The 17,778-nt window shown below is 56.7% G+C and carries 18 protein-coding genes; 11 read left to right on the top strand and 7 right to left on the bottom strand.

Annotation, left to right across the window (positions count from 1 at the left end):
* The first annotated feature begins 174 nt into the window (after nucleotides 1–174).
* From PuT2_RS02105 to PuT2_RS02095, 4 genes are all read left to right on the top strand, one after another.
* Nucleotides 175–1,365: an amino acid aminotransferase gene (locus PuT2_RS02105; RefSeq protein ID WP_093969365.1), complete on the top strand. Its 1,191-nt coding sequence runs from the start codon at nucleotides 175–177 to the stop codon at nucleotides 1,363–1,365.
* A 161-nt stretch (nucleotides 1,366–1,526) separates the two neighbouring features.
* Nucleotides 1,527–1,685 (top strand): hypothetical protein, encoded by a 159-nt coding sequence (locus PuT2_RS15795; protein ID WP_158213994.1) that lies wholly within the window; start codon nucleotides 1,527–1,529, stop codon nucleotides 1,683–1,685.
* Nucleotides 1,686–1,851: 166 nt separating this feature from the next.
* On the top strand, nucleotides 1,852–2,853 hold the full coding sequence (locus PuT2_RS02100; RefSeq protein ID WP_093969364.1) for a rhodanese-related sulfurtransferase: 1,002 nt from the start codon (nucleotides 1,852–1,854) through the stop codon (nucleotides 2,851–2,853).
* 2 nt (nucleotides 2,854–2,855) lie between these two features.
* On the top strand, nucleotides 2,856–3,542 hold the full coding sequence (locus PuT2_RS02095) for a glutathione S-transferase (protein ID WP_371596181.1): 687 nt from the start codon (nucleotides 2,856–2,858) through the stop codon (nucleotides 3,540–3,542).
* A gap of 19 nt (nucleotides 3,543–3,561) precedes the next feature.
* Here PuT2_RS02095 and fabI read toward each other — a convergent pair whose 3' ends face one another.
* The 3 genes from fabI to gloB are packed head-to-tail and all read right to left on the bottom strand — an operon-like array spanning nucleotide 3,562 to nucleotide 6,438.
* On the bottom strand, nucleotides 3,562–4,344 hold the full coding sequence (gene fabI / locus PuT2_RS02090; protein ID WP_093969363.1) for an enoyl-ACP reductase FabI: 783 nt from the start codon (nucleotides 4,342–4,344) through the stop codon (nucleotides 3,562–3,564).
* A gap of 35 nt (nucleotides 4,345–4,379) precedes the next feature.
* On the bottom strand, nucleotides 4,380–5,621 hold the full coding sequence (locus tag PuT2_RS02085) for a transglycosylase SLT domain-containing protein (RefSeq protein WP_093969362.1): 1,242 nt from the start codon (nucleotides 5,619–5,621) through the stop codon (nucleotides 4,380–4,382).
* 10 nt (nucleotides 5,622–5,631) lie between these two features.
* Entirely contained in the window at nucleotides 5,632–6,438 is an 807-nt protein-coding gene (gloB, locus tag PuT2_RS02080) for a hydroxyacylglutathione hydrolase (RefSeq protein WP_093969361.1), read from the bottom strand.
* 16 nt (nucleotides 6,439–6,454) lie between these two features.
* On the opposite strand from gloB, the gene PuT2_RS02075 reads away from it, so the two are divergent.
* The 5 genes from PuT2_RS02075 to dnaQ all read left to right on the top strand — a co-directional run bounded on the left by PuT2_RS02075 (nucleotide 6,455) and on the right by dnaQ (nucleotide 12,903).
* Nucleotides 6,455–7,222: a class I SAM-dependent methyltransferase gene (locus PuT2_RS02075; protein ID WP_254046913.1), complete on the top strand. Its 768-nt coding sequence runs from the start codon at nucleotides 6,455–6,457 to the stop codon at nucleotides 7,220–7,222.
* A 22-nt stretch (nucleotides 7,223–7,244) separates the two neighbouring features.
* Nucleotides 7,245–7,706 carry a ribonuclease HI gene (rnhA, locus tag PuT2_RS02070; RefSeq protein WP_093969359.1) on the top strand — a complete coding sequence of 154 codons (462 nt, stop codon included), beginning with the start codon at nucleotides 7,245–7,247 and terminating at the stop codon, nucleotides 7,704–7,706.
* A 120-nt stretch (nucleotides 7,707–7,826) separates the two neighbouring features.
* A complete protein-coding gene (locus tag PuT2_RS02065; RefSeq protein WP_093969358.1) occupies nucleotides 7,827–8,990 on the top strand; it encodes an efflux RND transporter periplasmic adaptor subunit in 1,164 nt (387 codons plus the stop codon).
* 15 nt (nucleotides 8,991–9,005) lie between these two features.
* Nucleotides 9,006–12,044 (top strand): efflux RND transporter permease subunit, encoded by a 3,039-nt coding sequence (locus tag PuT2_RS02060; protein ID WP_093969357.1) that lies wholly within the window; start codon nucleotides 9,006–9,008, stop codon nucleotides 12,042–12,044.
* Between the two features lie 118 nt (nucleotides 12,045–12,162).
* Nucleotides 12,163–12,903 carry a DNA polymerase III subunit epsilon gene (gene dnaQ / locus PuT2_RS02055; protein WP_093969356.1) on the top strand — a complete coding sequence of 247 codons (741 nt, stop codon included), beginning with the start codon at nucleotides 12,163–12,165 and terminating at the stop codon, nucleotides 12,901–12,903.
* A 2-nt stretch (nucleotides 12,904–12,905) separates the two neighbouring features.
* Here the strand turns inward: dnaQ and PuT2_RS02050 are convergent, their stop codons facing one another.
* Nucleotides 12,906–13,103 (bottom strand): hypothetical protein, encoded by a 198-nt coding sequence (locus tag PuT2_RS02050; RefSeq protein WP_093969355.1) that lies wholly within the window; start codon nucleotides 13,101–13,103, stop codon nucleotides 12,906–12,908.
* Nucleotides 13,104–13,329: 226 nt separating this feature from the next.
* On the opposite strand from PuT2_RS02050, the gene serA reads away from it, so the two are divergent.
* Nucleotides 13,330–14,529, top strand: a complete 1,200-nt coding sequence (gene serA, locus PuT2_RS02045) for a phosphoglycerate dehydrogenase (protein WP_093969354.1) — start codon at nucleotides 13,330–13,332, stop codon at nucleotides 14,527–14,529.
* Here serA and PuT2_RS02040 read toward each other — a convergent pair.
* Genes PuT2_RS02040 through PuT2_RS02030 form a run of 3 tightly spaced genes read right to left on the bottom strand, consistent with a single transcriptional unit; the run spans nucleotide 14,504 to nucleotide 16,638 of the window.
* The gene (locus PuT2_RS02040) at nucleotides 14,504–14,962 is read right to left on the bottom strand and encodes an Rrf2 family transcriptional regulator (protein ID WP_093969353.1); all 459 of its coding nucleotides are present in this window, start codon (nucleotides 14,960–14,962) and stop codon (nucleotides 14,504–14,506) included. The two genes, serA and PuT2_RS02040, sit on opposite strands and share 26 nt — an antisense overlap.
* Before the next feature lie 13 nt (nucleotides 14,963–14,975).
* Nucleotides 14,976–16,238 (bottom strand): NnrS family protein, encoded by a 1,263-nt coding sequence (locus PuT2_RS02035; protein ID WP_173862497.1) that lies wholly within the window; start codon nucleotides 16,236–16,238, stop codon nucleotides 14,976–14,978.
* Nucleotides 16,231–16,638 carry a group III truncated hemoglobin gene (locus tag PuT2_RS02030; protein WP_093969352.1) on the bottom strand — a complete coding sequence of 136 codons (408 nt, stop codon included), beginning with the start codon at nucleotides 16,636–16,638 and terminating at the stop codon, nucleotides 16,231–16,233. The genes PuT2_RS02035 and PuT2_RS02030 overlap by 8 nt, the downstream gene beginning before the upstream one ends.
* Before the next feature lie 134 nt (nucleotides 16,639–16,772).
* On the opposite strand from PuT2_RS02030, the gene PuT2_RS02025 reads away from it, so the two are divergent.
* The gene (locus PuT2_RS02025; RefSeq protein WP_093969351.1) at nucleotides 16,773–17,768 is read left to right on the top strand and encodes a glycosyltransferase family 2 protein; all 996 of its coding nucleotides are present in this window, start codon (nucleotides 16,773–16,775) and stop codon (nucleotides 17,766–17,768) included.
* Nucleotides 17,769–17,778: the final 10 nt, after the last annotated feature.

The following is a 17,778-nucleotide window of genomic DNA, read 5'->3' as shown; positions in this document are numbered from 1 at the left end:
CACCAATATAGGCGTTTGATCATACCACCCGGGCCATGTCGTGCAGCCCGGCACAATGTGGCGCAACGGGTCGCGACATGACACGGCTGTTGCATTTTGTAGGTATAAAATGGCCTTCCTTTTAACTGCTTTCAGCGGCGATGCTTTTGAGTATCGCAGCAACAGGACGACACCGTGTTCAACGTGCTTTCTGCCTATGCAGGCGACCCTATCTTGTCTCTTCAGTTGGCCTATCGCGACGATGCTCGCGCCGACAAAACTAATTTAAGTATTGGTTTGTATTACGACGACCAGGGTAATGTGCCCCGTCTGAAGTCCGTCATCGAGGCACAGGCCCGGGTGGCGCGGTCGACTCAGCCCAGCATGTACCTGCCCATGAGCGGTGACCCGACCTATTGCAAGGCCAGTCAGGCGCTGTTGTTTGGTCAAGATGCCGATGTCATCAAGCAGGGGCGCGTGGCCACCATTCAAACAGTTGGGGGTTCGGGTGCGCTTAAGGTGGGCAGCGATGTCATCCGCCGGTTTTTTCCGGCTATCGAAGCTCGTATCAGCAACCCGACCTGGGACAATCACCGCGCCATTCTCGAGGGCGCCGGGTTCAAGGTAGACACGTACCCTTATTTCAATCGGGATACCCAACGCCTCGATTTTGATGCCATGGCGGCTGCGCTGCGCCAGTTGCCGGCGCAAACACTGGTGCTGTTGCACCCTTGCTGCCATAACCCCACCGGGGCCGACCTGAGTCCGGCGCAGTGGGATGAAATTGTCGAAATCATCGCGTCGCGCCAGCTCATAGCGTTTCTTGATACGGCGTATCAAGGGTTGGGCGAGGGGCTTGAACAGGACGCCTATTTGATCCGTGCGTTGGTCAAGGCTAACCAGTCTTTCCTGGTCGCCAATTCGTACTCGAAGATTTTTTCTTTGTATGGCGAACGCTGCGGGAGCCTGAGCATGGTCTGCGCCAATGCTGACGAAGCTGGCCGTGCGCTGGGACAAATGCAGCAGGCCGTGCGTCGCAATTACTCTAGTCCGCCTGCTTATGGCGCCAGCCTTGTGCAAACGGTGCTGAACGATGCCGAGCTGAACGCGCTTTGGCGTAGCGAAGTAGACGAGATGCGTGTGCGTATTCAGTCGATGCGTGAGCGGCTGCATCAGGGGCTGTGCACAGCCCAACCCAATGTCGATTGGGACTTTTTATTGGCGCAGCGCGGCATGTTTGGCTATGCACCAGTACTGGCGGCGCAAATGAACCGTCTGCGCGACGAGTTCGGTGTTTACATCATCGAGTCTGGCCGCATTTGCGTGGCGGGTTTAAATACCGGCAACGTCGATCGTGTCGCTCGGGCGTTTGCGGCTGTGCTATAGACCGGCCAGTTCAGGCGCTGTTGTTTTTAAAAGCCGTTATTTTCCTAGGAATAACCCTGAAAATGACGGCTTTGTCATCAAATTGTCTATAAACAGGGGTAACCTAGGGGTCGCAGTTCTAAACCATTCCGAATAATCGTAATATTTTCGAGAGGTTCCTGATGTTGGTTAAACCGCGCACTCCCACCCCGTTCCGCCCGTTCAAGTCCAGCGTTAAATTGTCGGCCAACCACGAACGCGCCAAACAGGCTTCCGCCCCACGCATCATCAGCATGGGCAGTATTGGTAACGATCGTTACGGGCGCAAGCGAGACAGCTAACATCTGCGTGCCCGCAAGAATTGCACCCCAAGCGCCGGACAACTGTCGGACTTTTGGGGTGCTTTTCATTTGTACTGTCAGTTTTGGCGAGCAAAGCCGGGGGTAATAACCCTGGGGTGAACAGGGTAAAATGGCGTTTTTGACGTTACGCTAATGTGTTACCCCTATGGCTCAATTTCTGGTCGCTGCCCTATATAAATTCGTTCGCCTCGATAACTACCGCGATATGCAGGCGCCGTTGCTTGAGGTTTGCCAAAACAACGACGTTACCGGCACATTGTTGTTGGCACAAGAAGGCATTAACGGCACCATCGCCGGCCCCGAGGCGGGAATTCGTGCTGTGGTCGCTTATTTGCATGCCGACCCGCGCCTGGCAACGCTCACGCATAAAGAGTCGTGGGCCGACAAGCAGCCGTTCTACCGCATGAAGGTCAAGCTCAAGCGCGAAATCGTGACCATGGGCATTCCTAATGTCGAAGCCGAGACCCGCGCTGGAAAATATGTAAAGCCCGAAGACTGGAATCAATTGATTACCGACCCCGATGTGGTCGTTGTTGATACGCGCAACGACTACGAAGTCGCCATTGGCACTTTCAAAGGTGCGGTCAACCCTGAAACCGTCAGCTTTACGCAGTTCCCCGACTGGGTTAAGCAAGAGTCAACCGACGGTGGGGTGCTGCGGCAAAAGAAAAAAGTGGCCATGTTCTGCACTGGCGGTATTCGCTGCGAGAAATCAACGGCTTATCTTAGGTCGCAAGGCTTTGACGAGGTCTACCACCTGGAAGGCGGGATTCTGAAGTACCTTGAAACTGTGCCCGCAGAGCAGAGCTTGTGGGATGGCGAGTGCTTTGTGTTCGACGAACGTGTTTCGGTGGTGCATGGCCTTGAACAAGGCAGCTACGAACTCTGTCGTGCTTGTCGTTATCCATTATCCGACGCCGACAAGCAGTCACCTCAATTTGAGTCAGGTGTTAGTTGCCCGCATTGTCACGATAAACACACCGAGGCCCAAAAGCAGCGGTTTCGCGAGCGTCAAAAGCAAACTGAACTGGCGGCCCAACGCCGCGAACGTCATATCGGCGCCCGTCTGGAAGCGCAAAAAGCTGCCAAGGCTGCCGCTAAAGAAAAGGCCCGACTGGCGGCGCTGGCGGGCCAGAAGGGCAAGTAGCCGTGACCGAGGCCATTCTTGGCGGGCAAGGTACGGGGCCGATCGAAGGGCGGCTCCCTATTTTGTATTCGTTTCGTCGGTGCCCTTACGCCATGCGCGCCCGCCTGGCCATTGCCGCGAGCGTTACACGTTGCGAGCTGCGTGAAATCGTCTTGCGAGACAAGCCGGCCGCGATGTTGATGGCCTCGCCCAAAGGTACTGTACCTGTCCTGGTCGATACCGACGGTACGGTGATCGACCAAAGTCTTGACATCATGCTGTGGGCTTTGCGCCGGCGCGATCCACAAGGGTGGTTGAACCCGCAGCACCGGGTAGCTATGTTGGCCCTGATCGAAGAGTGCGATACGCAATTCAAGTTCCACCTGGATCGCTACAAGTACCCGCAGCGCTACGAAAATACCCAGCCCGAACCGCATCGTGATGCCGGTATGGCCTGGTTGCAGGGGCTGGAAGCTCGCCTGGAACAAACGCCCTACCTTTTTGGGGCGGAACCTATGCTGGCCGATATGGCGATTGCGCCTTTTGTACGGCAGTTTGTCCATACCAACGCCGATTGGTTTGAACGGCAACCTTTGCCCCAAACAAAACGCTGGCTCAAGGTGTTTCTTGAGTCAGCGTTGTTTGCTTCGGTGATGCACAAATACCCGGTATGGCGTACAGGCGAACCGGAGGTTGTGTTCCCCGGTTAATGCTGTAGGTCGGGGCGGTTTACTCCATGCCCGGTACAACCGTAGAGAACCCGGCGTCGACGTGGGTGATTTCGCCGGTAACGCCTGCTGCCAGTTCAGACAGCAGAAATGCCGCTACATTACCGACGTCTTCGGTGGTGACATTACGGCGCAGCGGGGCGTGCGCCTCGACATACTTCAGAATCGAACCAAAATCTTTGATGCCGCTGGCGGCCAATGTTTTGATGGGGCCGGCTGAAATACCGTTGGCGCGAATGCCCATGGGGCCTAACGAATTGGCCAGATAACGCACGCTGGCTTCGAGGGAGGCTTTGGCCAGGCCCATGGTGTTGTAGTTGGGAACGACTTTTTCAGCGCCCAGGTAGGTCAGCGTCAAGACCGAGCTGTTCCGGCCTTTAAGCAGCGGCAGGGCGGCTTTGGCCAGCGCCGGAAAGCTGTAGGCCGAAATGTCGTGGGCAATCCGGAAGCCCTCGCGCGACAGGCCGTCGAGGAAATCGCCGGCGATGGCTTCGCGTGGCGCAAATCCGATAGCGTGAACCAGGCCGTCAAGACCGTCCCAGCGCTTACCAATTTCGGCGATGGTCGATTCGATTTGCGCATCATCACCTACATCGCAGGGCAACACGATGTCGCTGCCAAATTCGGCAGCGTATTCGGTAACGCGGTCTTTGAAGCGATCGCCGACGTAGGTGAAGGCCAATTCTGCACCTTGCTGGTGGCAGGCCTTGGCGATGCCATAGGCGATAGAGCGGTTGGAGATAACGCCGGTGATCAGGATGCGTTTGTTTTTAAGAAAACCCATGATTGAGCCTTTTATATTGGTAATGATTGGTTGTGTCAGCCGCGAACATTGGTGCCAGGTACCCGTAGGCGCGTGCCCAGCCCCAAGTTGTTGCTTTTTAAGTTGTTAAGCCGCCGTAGCTCTTGTACCGACGTGTTGTAGCGTTTGGCCAATGTATAAAGGGTCTCACCCTTTTTGACGGTATGGGTGCGCGCGCTGGGGCCCCGTTTGACAGTCTTGTTAGTCGGCTTGCCCGCCGAGGGCAGGCGGTTGATGGGTGCCGGCATGGGCAGTGCCGCACCACCGGTTGTGTCCAGAGACGCCAGTTGAACACCGCCTTCGGTTGCGGCAGTCAGTTGTTGATTTTTGTAGGCTTCGAGGTTGGCCTTGAAAATGTCTACCCGATGTGTCGGCAGCAAGATTTCGGGTGCGTCGTCTGCCACGATAATCGACCGATGGAATGAGGCATTCAGAGCCTTGAATTCGTCAAGGGGCATTTCTGCCAGCCGGGCCACATCTTCGACCGCCATCGTTTGGGTTTTGCGAACAGCGGTGAAATATGGGGTATTGCCAACAGGCGGCAGTGTCATGCCGTATTTTTTCGGGTCGGCAATGATGTTTTTAATGGCCTGCAACTTGGGTACGTAGTTACGTGTTTCGTCGGGCATTTTCAGCGACAGGTAATCAGTACCGTCGCCCGCCGCCTCGGCCTTTTCAATGGCGCGGCGCACCGAGCCTTCGCCCCAGTTGTAAGACGCTAGCGCCAGATACCAGTCGCCTTGAAATTCGTACAGATAGGTGAGGTATTCGAGGGCAGCGTGGGTGGAGGCCACCGGGTCGCGGCGCTCGTCGCGCCAGTTGTCTTGTTTTAAATTGAAGTGCAAGCCCGTGCTGGGAATAAATTGCCACAGCCCGGATGCTTTGGCCCGCGAGTAGGCCTCGGGGTTGTAGGCGCTTTCGACAAAGGGCAGCAGGGCCAGCTCGGTGGGCAGGCCCCGTCGTTCGAGCTCGTCGACAATAAAGTAAATGTAGCGTTTGGCACGCTCGCTCATGCGGTAAACCGATTGCGGATGCGAGGCGTAGTAGTTTGTCCAGTGGTCGACCAGCGGGTCGTTAAGATTGGGGATGGCGAAACCGCGACGGACGCGGTCCCAGATATCGGCGGGTGGGTTGGTCAGGTCGATGGTGCGCGATGTGTCGACGGCAGCATAGGGTGAGCGGTCGGATTTTTGCGCACCTTGGTGGGCACAGCCCGCCAGAAGCACCACCAGTAATAACGTAAATAGTCGTGAAAGCATGGGTACTGCGTTAAAAATTGTTCTTCCATTCGCGCAGGCATGCAAACACAGCGACCGCAGAATTCAGCGGTTTGCCTGCATGATTCTGGGCGGCTTCGATAACTGCGCTTTGCAGCGGCCGCAGGAATGGGTTGGTTTCGAGCTCGAGGCTGATGGTGGATGGCAGTGTAGGCAAACCTTGCGACCTGGTTTGCTGTGCCGATTCCCAGCGCTTTTTTAACACGGGGTTTGCCGGTTCGACGGCAAGTGCCCAGCGCAGGTTAGACAGGGTGTATTCATGGGCACAGCACACAAGCGTGTTTAGCGGTAATGCTTGCAGTTTTCCCAGGGAGTTCACCATGTCGGCAGGGGTGCCCTCGAAAAGGCGCCCGCAACCTGCGGCAAATAGTGTATCACCACAAAAAACGACAGGCTGGTCGTCGTCGAGATAGCCAAAATAAGCAATGTGGCCCGCAGTGTGCCCGGGGATGTCGAGTACCGAAAGCGTAAGCCCCAGGTGGTCGAGCCCGACTTCGTCGGTTTCTTTAAGGCCGTGATCGCACACCGGAAGCTTTTCGCCGATAGGGCCGTACACTGTGGCGCCGGTTTTTTCTTTGAGCTCGAGTACGCCGCCGACATGGTCGGGGTGGTGATGGGTAACAAGAATGGCGTCCAGCGTCAGGTTATGTGCGTTTAATTGTTCGAGCACCGGGGCGGCATCGCCCGGATCGACCACAACCGCGTGGTTGCCTTTGCGAATTAACCAGATATAGTTGTCGGAAAATGCCGGAACCGGAACCAGACGGGTTGTTTTCGGGTCTTGAGTAGTATTAACCATGGCGCAAGGAGCTTGTGTGTTTGAGTTGGACCAACCGCTGATCACCGAACTGGCCGGATGGCTGGAAACGCCGGCCGGCCAGTACGTGCGCAACTGGGAACAGAAAAAAACCAATGGTATGGTGACCAACGCGTTTGGCTACCACGCGGTACAGGTGGGGTTGCCGCACTGGGACTTACTGGCTGCAAACCGCATACCGCACAAGATACACACCCATTCGGGTTTCAGTGAAGACAGCCTGATAGGAGCCCGCCCGGCACTGTATGCCCAGCCCGAGCAGCTTCCCTTCGAAAGTCAGTCCGTCGACTTGCTGATATTACCCCATGTTCTCGAGTGTTCCAATCACCCGCATCAGGTGCTGCGCGAAGCCGAGCGGGTGCTGGTCCCTGAGGGGCGGTTGGTGATCTCTGGGTTTAACCCCTGGAGTCTTTGGGGGGCGCAAGCGCGTATTCCGGGCGTCGACCCCCTGGTGCCAGTGCCTGCCCATATGCAGGTGTCGTTGCCTCGTCTGAAAGACTGGTTCAAGTTGTTGTCCCTTGAAATTGACCGGGGGCACTTTGGTTGCTACGCTGCGCCTTGCTTTACTCAGCGCTGGCTGCAACGCTGGTCTTTCATGGACGCCGCAGGCGACCGCTGGTGGCCGGTATGTGGTGCGGTTTATGTGGTGGCAGCCGTCAAACGCGTTGCCTCTGTGCGCCTGGTGGGGCCGGCCTGGAAGGGCAAAAAGAAACGCCGTATGCGCCGGGCCGCCGTTGTAGCCAGCCAGCGTCAGGCAGGCAGTTAGGTTAAGTCAATACAAGGAAAGCATGAGTTTGCAACACATTGCACCGGTCAATATCTGGACCGACGGTGCTTGTAAGGGAAACCCCGGATGGGGGGGGTGGGGCGCATATTTGCGCCAGGGGCGTCACGAAAAAAGCCTGTGTGGCGGTGAGCCCGAAACCACCAACAATCGTATGGAACTGATGGCCGTCATTCAGGCGCTGCGGGCCCTGAAGCGCCCCTGCAAGGTCGTGATTCATACCGACTCGCAGTATGTGCAAAAGGGCATGACGGAATGGCTCGAGAACTGGAAGCGTCGGGGTTGGCGCACGGCAGATAAAAAGCCGGTCAAGAACGCCGACCTTTGGCAGATGCTGGATGAACTTACCCACGAGCACGAGTTGACTTGGCGATGGGTGCGCGGACATGCCGGTGACCCGGGAAATGAAAAAGCCGATGCGCTGGCCAACGAAGGGGTGGAGGTCGCGCGACGCGCCGCCGCATAAGCGGCTAACCCTAGTCCTGTGACGGTTTTGGGGCCGCACGCTACGCCAGCATGCGCTATTATCGACGTCGGTCTTTTCAGGGCCGGTTTCCACAACCCGCTTATAGATGAACACGCTTTCATGAACAAGAACGTTGCAGGATTTCTGGTCGTATTGGGTTTAGGCGCTGCACTGGGTGTGGCCGGATCGCGGTGGTGGGGGCCGGGTGCAGGTCAACCTGCCCAACCTTCCAGTGCCCCTGCTGCGACGCAGGCGGCAAAATCTACGCCTGCGCCGGCAGCCGGACCTCGGCAGGTGGGTGTCGAGGTGACGCCGGTGGTTCAGGTCAGCATGCCCCGGGAGGTCTCGGCGGTGGGCACCTTGCGTTCTGAAAATGCGGTTATTTTGCGCCCGGAAATTGCCGGCCGAATTGCTGAGATCAAGTTTGCCGAGGGGCAGCCGGTCAAGCGCGGCGAGTTGTTGGTGCGACTGGACGATAGCGTCGTTAAGGCTCAGTTGCAGCAGGCCCAGGCCAACCTCAGCCTGGCCAATACCCAGTATCAACGGTCTCAAACCCTGACTCAGCAAGGGTTTATCAGTAAGCAGGCGCGCGATGAAGCGTTCAACCAGCTTAAAGTGCAGCAGGCGGCCGTGGCGCTGGCGCAAGCGCAACTCGATAAAACTGCAATTTTGGCGCCATTCAATGGCGTGATTGGTCTGCGTCAGGTGTCGGTTGGGGACTACGTCAGTGCCGGTACCGATATTGCGCCCATCGAGTCTATCGATCCTTTGCAGGTCGATTTTCGTGTTCCTGAAGGTTATGTGGATCAGATTACGGTCGGGCTTGGGCTTACCGTACGCTTCGACGCGTTGCCCGGCGAGTCGCGCCAAGGTGTTGTGAAGGCCGTGAATCCGCAAGTTGATGTGGGCGGGCGTTCCGTTTTGGTCCGAGCCGATGTACCCAATAAGGACGGTCGATTGCGTCCGGGTATCTTTGCCCGGGTGCAACTGATGTTCGAGAACACGCAGGTGACTGTCGTGCCCGAAACCGCCCTGCAGTCGGCCGGCCCGGAGCGTTTTGTCTTCCGTGTTGAAGACGGCGTCGCGCGACGGGTTGTGGTCGAGATCGGTCAGAGACGATCGGGGCAGGTCGAAATTTTGAGTGGCTTGCAGCAGGGTGACCAGGTTGTGGTGGCCGGCTTGCAGAAAATTGCCGATGGCACGCCCGTACGTATTCTGACCTTGCCGGCAGCGGCGGGTGCTTCAACTCCTGCGCCGGCTGCCGCCGGTACGCCGACTTCCTGATCCGGGGAACGCACCATGGTCTTGTCCGAAGTTTGCATCAAGCGCCCAGTATTTGCCACCGTGCTTTCCTTGCTGGTGGTGCTGGTTGGGCTGATTTCATACGACCGCCTGACGGTGCGTGAGTATCCGGCCATCGATGAACCGGTGGTGTCGGTCATGACCGACTATAAGGGAGCGTCACCCGAGGTGGTTGAGTCGCAGGTGACCAAGCCGCTTGAAGATCAGTTGTCGGGCATGGAAGGCGTTGACGTGATGACGTCGCGCAGTCGCTCCGAGCGCAGCTGGATCAACATCAAGTTCAACATGGATCGCGACCCGGATGCGGCCGCCGCCGACGTACGCGACAAGGTCTCACGCGCGCGCCGTTTCTTGCCCGACGAAATCGACGAACCGGTCATCAGTAAGGTCGAGGCCGATTCAACCCCGATTGTGTACATTGCCGTCGACGCCGGTAGTTTGAATACGATGGAGGCGTCCGACTACCTTAATCGCTATATCAAAACCCGTTTATCGGTTCTGCCCGGGGCAGCCGAGGTTCGTATTTTCGGTGAGCGTCAGCCGGCCATGCGCATTTACATCGACCGGGCCAAACTGGCGGGCTATAACCTGACTGTTCAAGACGTCGAGTCGGCGCTGCGCCAACAGAACGTGCTGATTCCAGCCGGTCGCATCGAGTCGGCCATGCGCGAATTTTCTGTGGTGTCGACCACCGACTTGCAAACCGTGCAGCAGTTTAAAGATGTCATTGTGGCCACCGTCAGTGGCTATCCCGTGCGCTTAGGCGATTTGGCCAATGTCGAGATCGGCCCGGCCGAAGAGCGTATTTTGTCGCGTTTTAATGGTAATGACGGCCTTAATATTGGCATTACCAAGCAATCTACGGCCAACCCGCTCGACCTGTCACGGGCGGTGCGCGCCGAGGTCGAGGAAATCAATCAAAATCTGCCCGACGGCATGCGTTTGAACATTGCGTACGACAGTTCGGTGTTCATTCAAGAGTCCATCAACTCGGTGTACATGACCATCCTCGAGGCCGTGGTGCTGGTGGTGCTGGTCATTTTCTTTTTCTTGCGCAGTGTGCGCGCCAGTCTTATTCCCATTGTGACCATTCCGGTGTCGCTCATCGGTGCATTTGGCATCATGTATTTGTTCGGTTTCTCGATCAATACACTGACTTTGCTGGCAATGGTGCTGGCCATTGGTTTGGTGGTCGATGACGCCATTGTGGTGCTTGAAAACGTATATCGTCATATCGAAGAAGGGAAGTCGCGGCTTGAAGCGTCTTTCCTGGGGATTAAAGAAATTGCCTTCGCGGTCATTGCCATGACGTTGACGCTGGTGGCTGTTTATGCGCCGCTGGCCTTTGCGACCGGCCGTACTGGTCGCCTGTTCATTGAGTTTGCGCTGACCCTGGCCGGTGCGGTATTGGTGTCGGGTTTTGTGGCACTGACTTTAACTCCCATGATGTGCTCCACCTTGCTCAAGCATCAACCTTCTCATGGCAAGGTATACATGTTTATCGAGCGCTTGCTTGAAGGCATGACTCGCGCTTATCGAAACAGTCTGGGTTTTGCGTTGCGCCATCGCATGGCCGTTGTGGTGCTGGGCCTGGTAGTGGCCGCGGCTAGCGGCGTGTTGTTTAAAACCATAAAAAGCGAACTGGCGCCTCTGGAAGACCGTGGTGTGGTGTTTGGCGTGGTGAGCGCCCCAGATGGTTCCACGCTCGATTACACGCTCGATAGTGTGAAACGTATCGAACAAATGTATGCCGGTATTACCGAAGCATCGGGCAACCAGTCTATTGTCGGGTTCCCGACGGTGACCGAGGCTTTTGCCATTTTGCGGCTCAAGCCTTGGGGTGACCGCGAACGTTCGCAGCAAGAAATTGCCGCCGGTTTGTTGCCGCAGTTTATGGGGCTGCCCGGCGTGCGGGCGTTTCCAAGCAATCCGCCGTCTTTTGGTCAACGGGCCACGTCAAAGCCGATTGAATTTGTCATCATGAGCCAGGCCCCTTACGAAGAGATCGGTCGTCTGGTCGATGGTTTCGTCGAGAAGCTTTCTGACTACCCCGGGTTGCAAAATATCGACACCGACCTGCGTCTGAACACCCCAGAGCTGACGGTGGCGGTCAACCGCGAAAAATTGGCCGACGTGGGCGTTGACGTCGGCACGGTAGGCCGTACGCTTGAGTCCATGTTGGGCGGCCGGCAGGTAACGCGCTTTCGCGATAGTGGCGAGCAGTACGACGTGATTGTGCAGGTCAACAAACAAGACCGAGCCGATCCGCGCGATATTTCGGATATTTACGTGCGTACTGCCCAAGGGGGCATGGTGCAGTTGTCCAACTTCTTGGACGTGACCGAAAGCGTTTCACCGCAGTCGCTCAATCACTTCAATCGTTTGCGCGCCGTTAAGGTACAGGCGTCTGTGGCGCCGGGGTACGCGCTGGGCGAGGTGCTTGACCACATGTTTGCCGTTGCACGCGATACGTTGCCGGCCACGGTGCAAATCGACCTCGACGGTCAGTCGCGCGAGTTCCGCGATTCGTCAGGTAGTATTTACCTGGTGTTTGTTATGGCGTTGGCGTTTATTTATCTGGTGCTGGCCGCCCAATTCGAAAGCTGGCGCAATCCGTTCATTATTATGCTGTCGGTGCCGCTGGCCATGACGGGCGCTTTGTTGGCCCTGTGGCTTACTGGCGGGACATTGTCTATTTATAGTCAGATTGGTCTGATTACGCTGGTGGGGCTAATTACCAAGCACGGTATTCTTATTGTCGAGTTTGCAACCCAATTGCGTCAGGAAGGCCGTGATGTGCTTGATGCGGTAACTGAAGCCAGTGTGTTGCGACTGCGCCCCATTTTGATGACAACAGGGGCGATGGTATTGGGTACGGTGCCGTTGGCACTGGCAACCGGCGCTGGTGCCGAATCGCGCGAGCAGATTGGCTGGGTGCTTGTGGGTGGCCTTTCTTTTGGTACATTGCTGACCCTGTATGTGGTGCCTGTGGCCTATTCGCTTATTGCTGGTCGGCAGGCGGTCAGGGCCGCTTAAAGCCCTATAGGCGTCGCCCAATGTTGTATTCTGCGCGGCGTCCGTTCTGCCTTTGCCTTGCGTCGGCCCGCTTTCAGGGCCCTCGGCATTGTTAATGTTTTTTATTGTTTAAATTGTCATGCGCCAAATTATTCTCGACACCGAAACGACAGGTCTGGACCCAGCTCAAGGGCATCGTGTGGTTGAGCTAGCCTGTGTCGAGATGGTCAATCGCAGCCTGACGGGCCGTCATTTACATTTATATCTGAACCCTGACCGCGACAGCGACCCCGAAGCCTTGAACGTGCACGGGTTGACCACCGAATTTCTGTCTGCGCACCCGCGTTTTCACGAGGTTGCTTCCCAGCTAGTCGACTATGTCGCCGGTGCCGAGGTCATCATTCATAATGCGGCGTTCGACGTCAAGTTTCTAGACGCCGAGCTTGAGCGCGCCGGGCTGGGGCCGTTTCGTTCGCTCTGCGATTCGGTGACCGATTCTTTGTTGTATGCCCGTGAATTGCACCCGGGTAAACGTAATTCGCTAGATGCCTTGTGCGAGCGCTACGGCATTTCTAATGCGCATCGCACCTTGCACGGCGCGCTGCTCGACTCCGAGTTGCTGGCTGAAGTCTGGCTGGCCATGACGCGCGGGCAAGACACCTTGCTGATGGATTTCGACGCGCAAGACGGTCAGGGGGGCGGCGGCTCGGGGCTGACGGCTTTCGACGCGTCGGTGCTTAAGGTTTTGCGGGCTTCCGACGCCGAACTGGTCGAGCATCAGAAATATTTGAAGGTGCTTGACGATGCCGTCGGCAAGCCTTGTCTTTGGCGATCTCTCGACCCCTTGTCCGAACCCTCGGGCACTGCAGTCGAATCCTGACTTTAATTCGTGGTTTTCAATTTTTGCCCGGTGCGGCTTAGCCATGCACCTAGCCTTCGTGCCAGCGTTTCTCCGGTACTCGGTGGCATATAGCATTTCATGAGTGATGGCAGCACGTAAGCGGCTTGGGCCGCTTCGCGCCGGTAAGGCGCGTTGTCAGCCAGGGTAGGGCTGCGGTGGTTTGCGGGGATGATTTTCATGTTGAACCTCCGTTCGGAACCTTGAACACGTTTCCAGACCGAGATGCGGCCGGATAATCAAGGGTACTCAAGCAAGATTCGTGCCACGAACATTACCACAGGCTAGTGGTTTGCACTAATACGACACATTAAGCATACTTACCCCTGATTGCGGTAGGGGTGAGCGGGCCATGGTCGCCCGGATGGTCCACAATGAGTTTTGGGTATTTTGTTACTGGAAGGCATCATGACGCGAATTGTTCTATTCGAAAATATTCACCCCAGCGCCCTGGAAGTGTTCAACGAAGCGGGTTTGACCGATGTGGTTACCTATGCTGCGGCCTTGCCGCCAGCCGAACTGCGCAGCGCGCTGCAGGGGGCCGAACTGGTGGGTATCCGGTCGCGCACACATCTTGATGCTGAGCTTTTTTCTGCGTTGCCCCAGTTGCGCGCGGTGGGTTGTTTTTGCATCGGTACCAACCAGGTCGATTTGAATACTGCCATGCTTAAGGGCATACCGGTGTTCAACGCACCATTTTCGAACACGCGTTCTGTGGCTGAACTGGTTTTGGGCGAAACCATTTTGTTGTTGCGTCGCATCCCCGAGAAGAACGACCGTGTACATCATGGTCACTGGGACAAAACCGCCGATGGCGCCTTTGAAGCGCGTGGTAAAACGCTGGGTATTGTCGGGTACGGCAATATCGGCTCGCAAGTGGGCATTTTGGCCGAGGCGGCCGGCATGCGCGTGGTGTTCTACGATGTTGAAGCCAAGCTGCCGTTGGGTAACGCCCGTGCGTGTACCTCGCTCAATCAGTTGCTTGAGCAGGCCGACGTTGTAACGCTGCATGTGCCAGGTGGCAGCGGTACCAAAAACCTTATTAATGCCAAAGCATTGCAGGTCATGAAGCCGGGCAGCATTTTAATTAATGCGTCGCGTGGCACAGTGGTTGACATTGATGCCTTGCATCAGGCGTTGCAAAGCGGGCATTTGTCGGGCGCGGCTATCGACGTCTTCCCGGTCGAGCCCAAAGGGCGCGACGAGGCGCTGCAAAGCCCGCTTATTGGTATGCGTAACGTCATTCTTACACCGCATATCGGCGGCAGCACACAAGAGTCCCAAGAAAATATCGGTCGTGAAGTGGCCGAAAAACTGGTGCGCTTTATCAAAAGTGGTACGACCAAAGGCGCGGTCAACTTTCCCGAAATTCCTTATCAGGACGCCGGGGGAGCGACGCGTATCCTGCACGTTCACAGAAATGTGCCGGGTGCCTTGGGCACGCTTAGCAGCCTGATGGCTTCGCACGGATTGAACATCGTTCGCCAGCAATTGCAAACGCTTGGCGAAGTGGGTTATGTGGTGTCCGATGTCGAGGGCGAGATCAGCGATGCTGTTATAGCCGAACTGCGCGCCAGCGCCATCACGATTCGATGCGATCGAATTTAACCGGGTGTTCGCCGGCCAATGCATGCGCTGCGGCCGGCGGCGGCAATATATCGGCTAGTGTGTAGCCGTCGAGGTGGTGTAAAAATTGTTCGAGCGCGCCGGCAAAAATGCCGGTCAGCCCGCATTGTCCTGTCAGTGTGCAGGCGTTGCCTGCGTTAAAGCACTCGACCAGGGCAAAATCGTTTTCGGTGTCGCGCACTACTTTGCCCAAGTTGATGTCGTTGGGCGGCATGGCCAGGCGCATGCCGCCGTTTTTGCCCCGTATTGTGTCTATCCACCCGTTTTGTGCCAGGCGATGAGTCACCTTCATGAGGTGGGTTTCTGAAATGCCGTAGGCGCTGGCGATTTCGGCAATGGTACAGAGGCGGTTGGGGTGCTGGCCTACATACATGAGCAGGCGTAACGCGTAGTCGGTCAGGGTCGTGAGGCGCATATCAAATTATGTTTTAGCTGGGCCGTCGTGGGCTGGCTGCTGCACGTAAATTTACCGTTGTTGCGGCCATGGGTTCGGCATTAAAGCGTGGCCGGATCAGCCAGGGTACAAACCGCCAAAGGTACAACGCCAACGATACTACCCAGCACGCCGCTGCTAAATGCAACAAGCCAGGGGCAAGCGACGACGGCCATAATGCGGCAAGCCGCAAGCATACCGCAGCCAGCATGAAACCGTAACTGGCCACCATGCTGCGATCGAGCAGCAGTGGCCGTCCGAGGTGCCCTAGGGCAGTACGCGTGACCATGCCGATAATGAGCACCGAAAAGCCGCCCATACCAATGATGTGTGCCGGCACTGCCGCGCGGGTCAATGCGCCGGGGGTTAAGTCGAGCAACCAGGCACCAGCGGTAATCAGTCCCAGTCCCATGAAGGCATACCCGATGTACAGAATCCATAAAATGGGTTTGCTGCGCACTGCGACTGGTTTCCAGGAGAACAATTGGTACAGGCTGATGAGCCCGGTCAGGGCCAGTGCGATGGCCATGATGCGGGGTAGCCCAACCAGCCCGGCGGCAATAGCGAATAAACCCAGGCCCAGTTGTAGTTGGCCCGTGCCAATGTGCATGGGCAGTTCGAGCCCATTAATGGCCCGCATGGCGAAAAAAGGGATCACCCGGCGTGCGACCAGCAGCGCAATAACCGCCATGTCGACGAGCCCGATATTGAATGCGGTCATCAGGGCGTTGTAGTCGCCTAACCAGGCCGCGTGAATGTACAGCAGGTTGGCGATAGCCAGCCCCATTGCCAACCAGGGTACGCCGTAGTTGCGTCGGCTTTGTGTTTTGCCTATAACCCGCCATAGCGCCAGGGCAGCAATGGCAAAGAATAAGGTTTCGGCCACCACGGCAATGGCCAGCCAAATGGTAGTGCTGCCCAAAAAAGCCAGCCGCGCCACCAGCCATAGCCCGAACAGTAGAGCCAGGGGTTTGCCCTTTAGCGGGTTGATGCCTGTCCAGGTGGCCGCTGCGGTTAACAGAAAGCCGACAGCGATGGTAGCGATGAAACCCCAAAGCATTTCGTGGGCATGCCAGGCTAATACACCTATGCGAGGCGACAGCAGGCCCGGTGCATATACCCACAACGCCACCGAAACCAGGGCCCAGAGCACACCGGCCGGGTACAAGGGACGAAAGCCCATTTCGAGGAGGGCATCCCATGATGGTCGGCCGCGCCCTTTTTGTGCGGGTTCGGCAATGTTAAAAATTTCAGGCACGCGCAACCTCACGCAAGGGCGCGTTGGGGGTGTTGTGCAGTTGGTAACCGTACCACAGGCTGCGTGCGATACGTTCGGCAAGGGTTTCGGCCTTTTCGGCCATCGCCCGGTTGGGCAGCGTGGCCAGCGTGCTGTGGAACAGGTCGAGCCAGTGGCCAAACAGTTTCCCGGTCAGGTTGGGCAGGGCAATGTGTTTGGGCATAGGCGTGCCCTCGTAGGTGCCCGTGCCTCGTAGCATCGATGACCAAAATTGCACCATGCGTTCAAGGTGGGTGTCCCAGTCGTGGATGTGATGATTGAAAATAGGCCCCAGCTGTTCATCTTGCCGGATTCGGTCATAAAAAAGATGAACCATTTGCCGTATTTCGTCTTCGGTGCAAAGCGTGTCTCGGGTCGACATGATCGGGCCTTTCAATAAGATAACTATTAAATAAATCTTAGCGGCGGGTCGGTTCAAACGTCAATAGTTTTTTCCGGAATCAATAAACTGTAAACTGGCCGTTTGACCAGCGCAGTATTGTCATTTTTCAGATTATGTCGAGCCTCGAGTCCATTAGTTGTGTTGTACCCTGCCTGAATGAACACGCCAACCTTGGGGTGCTGCTTCCCGGCCTGATCACTGTACTTAAAAAGATGGCGCCGCGCTACGAGATTATTGTGGTCGACGATGGCAGCACCGACGCAACGCCTGAGCTGGTCAACCGGCTGGCGGCGGCACACCCCGAAATCGTTTACCTTCAGCTGTCGCGCAACTTTGGTAAAGAAAACGCGCTTAGTGCCGGGCTCGAGGCGGCGCAAGGCCAAGTAGTGGTCAGTATGGATGCCGACCTGCAACATCCGCCGGCACTCATCCCCGAAATGCTGGCGCGCTGGGAGGCCGGTGCCGATATGGTTTATGGCGTGCGTGCCAGCCGCCACGACGAATCGGCCTTTAAACGTATCGGCACCAAATTGTTTTATCAGCTGATGCGCACGCCCGGTGGCGTGCGTGTGCCCGAGAACGCGGGAGACTTTCGGCTGATGGATCGTTCGGTGGTCGATGCCTTGCTGATGCTGCCTGAACGCAATCGTTTCATGAAAGGGTTGTTTGCCTGGGTAGGTTTCAAGGCCGAGCCTTTTTACTATCACCCACCCGAACGCCTGCACGGTACAAGCACTTTTAAACCTTTCAAGTTGTTCGGGTTCGCCATCGACGGCCTGACGGCATTCACAACCTGGCCGCTACGCGTGTTAAGCGTTGCGGGCTTTGTCATTTCTTTGCTGGCGTTTGCCTTTGGCGCTTTCACGGTGATCAAGCATTTGTTGTTTGGTGACCCGGTGCAAGGGTTTACGACGCTGGCGACGGTTATTTTGTTTTTTGCCGGCATTAACTTGGTGTCGGTGGGCGTGCTGGGCGAATATATCGGGCGTATTTTTGGCGAGGTCAAGAATCGCCCCGTGTACATTGTGCGCAAGCGTCATGGTCATGGGCTCGCGTCGTCGGGTGTCGAACCCGTCAACGAAGTTAAGCGTGGGGCTCGCGAGTCTTGACGACGGCAAC

This window comes from Pusillimonas sp. T2 (assembly GCF_002236805.1).
Lineage (GTDB): Bacteria > Pseudomonadota > Gammaproteobacteria > Burkholderiales > Burkholderiaceae_B > Neopusillimonas.
This window is presented reverse-complemented; position numbering and strand designations above follow the sequence as displayed.

Coding starts and splice junctions, on each gene's coding strand:
- PuT2_RS02060 (WP_093969357.1), top strand. CDS start 9,006: ATGGTCTTGTCCGAAGTTTGCATCAAGCGCCCAGTATTTGCCACCGTG.
- PuT2_RS02050 (WP_093969355.1), bottom strand. CDS start 13,103: ATGAAAATCATCCCCGCAAACCACCGCAGCCCTACCCTGGCTGACAAC.
- gloB (WP_093969361.1), bottom strand. CDS start 6,438: ATGGTTAATACTACTCAAGACCCGAAAACAACCCGTCTGGTTCCGGTT.
- PuT2_RS02100 (WP_093969364.1), top strand. CDS start 1,852: ATGGCTCAATTTCTGGTCGCTGCCCTATATAAATTCGTTCGCCTCGAT.
- rnhA (WP_093969359.1), top strand. CDS start 7,245: ATGAGTTTGCAACACATTGCACCGGTCAATATCTGGACCGACGGTGCT.
- dnaQ (WP_093969356.1), top strand. CDS start 12,163: ATGCGCCAAATTATTCTCGACACCGAAACGACAGGTCTGGACCCAGCT.
- PuT2_RS02085 (WP_093969362.1), bottom strand. CDS start 5,621: ATGCTTTCACGACTATTTACGTTATTACTGGTGGTGCTTCTGGCGGGC.
- PuT2_RS02030 (WP_093969352.1), bottom strand. CDS start 16,638: ATGTCGACCCGAGACACGCTTTGCACCGAAGACGAAATACGGCAAATG.
- PuT2_RS02040 (WP_093969353.1), bottom strand. CDS start 14,962: ATGCGCCTCACGACCCTGACCGACTACGCGTTACGCCTGCTCATGTAT.
- serA (WP_093969354.1), top strand. CDS start 13,330: ATGACGCGAATTGTTCTATTCGAAAATATTCACCCCAGCGCCCTGGAA.
- fabI (WP_093969363.1), bottom strand. CDS start 4,344: ATGGGTTTTCTTAAAAACAAACGCATCCTGATCACCGGCGTTATCTCC.
- PuT2_RS02065 (WP_093969358.1), top strand. CDS start 7,827: ATGAACAAGAACGTTGCAGGATTTCTGGTCGTATTGGGTTTAGGCGCT.
- PuT2_RS02025 (WP_093969351.1), top strand. CDS start 16,773: ATGTCGAGCCTCGAGTCCATTAGTTGTGTTGTACCCTGCCTGAATGAA.
- PuT2_RS15795 (WP_158213994.1), top strand. CDS start 1,527: ATGTTGGTTAAACCGCGCACTCCCACCCCGTTCCGCCCGTTCAAGTCC.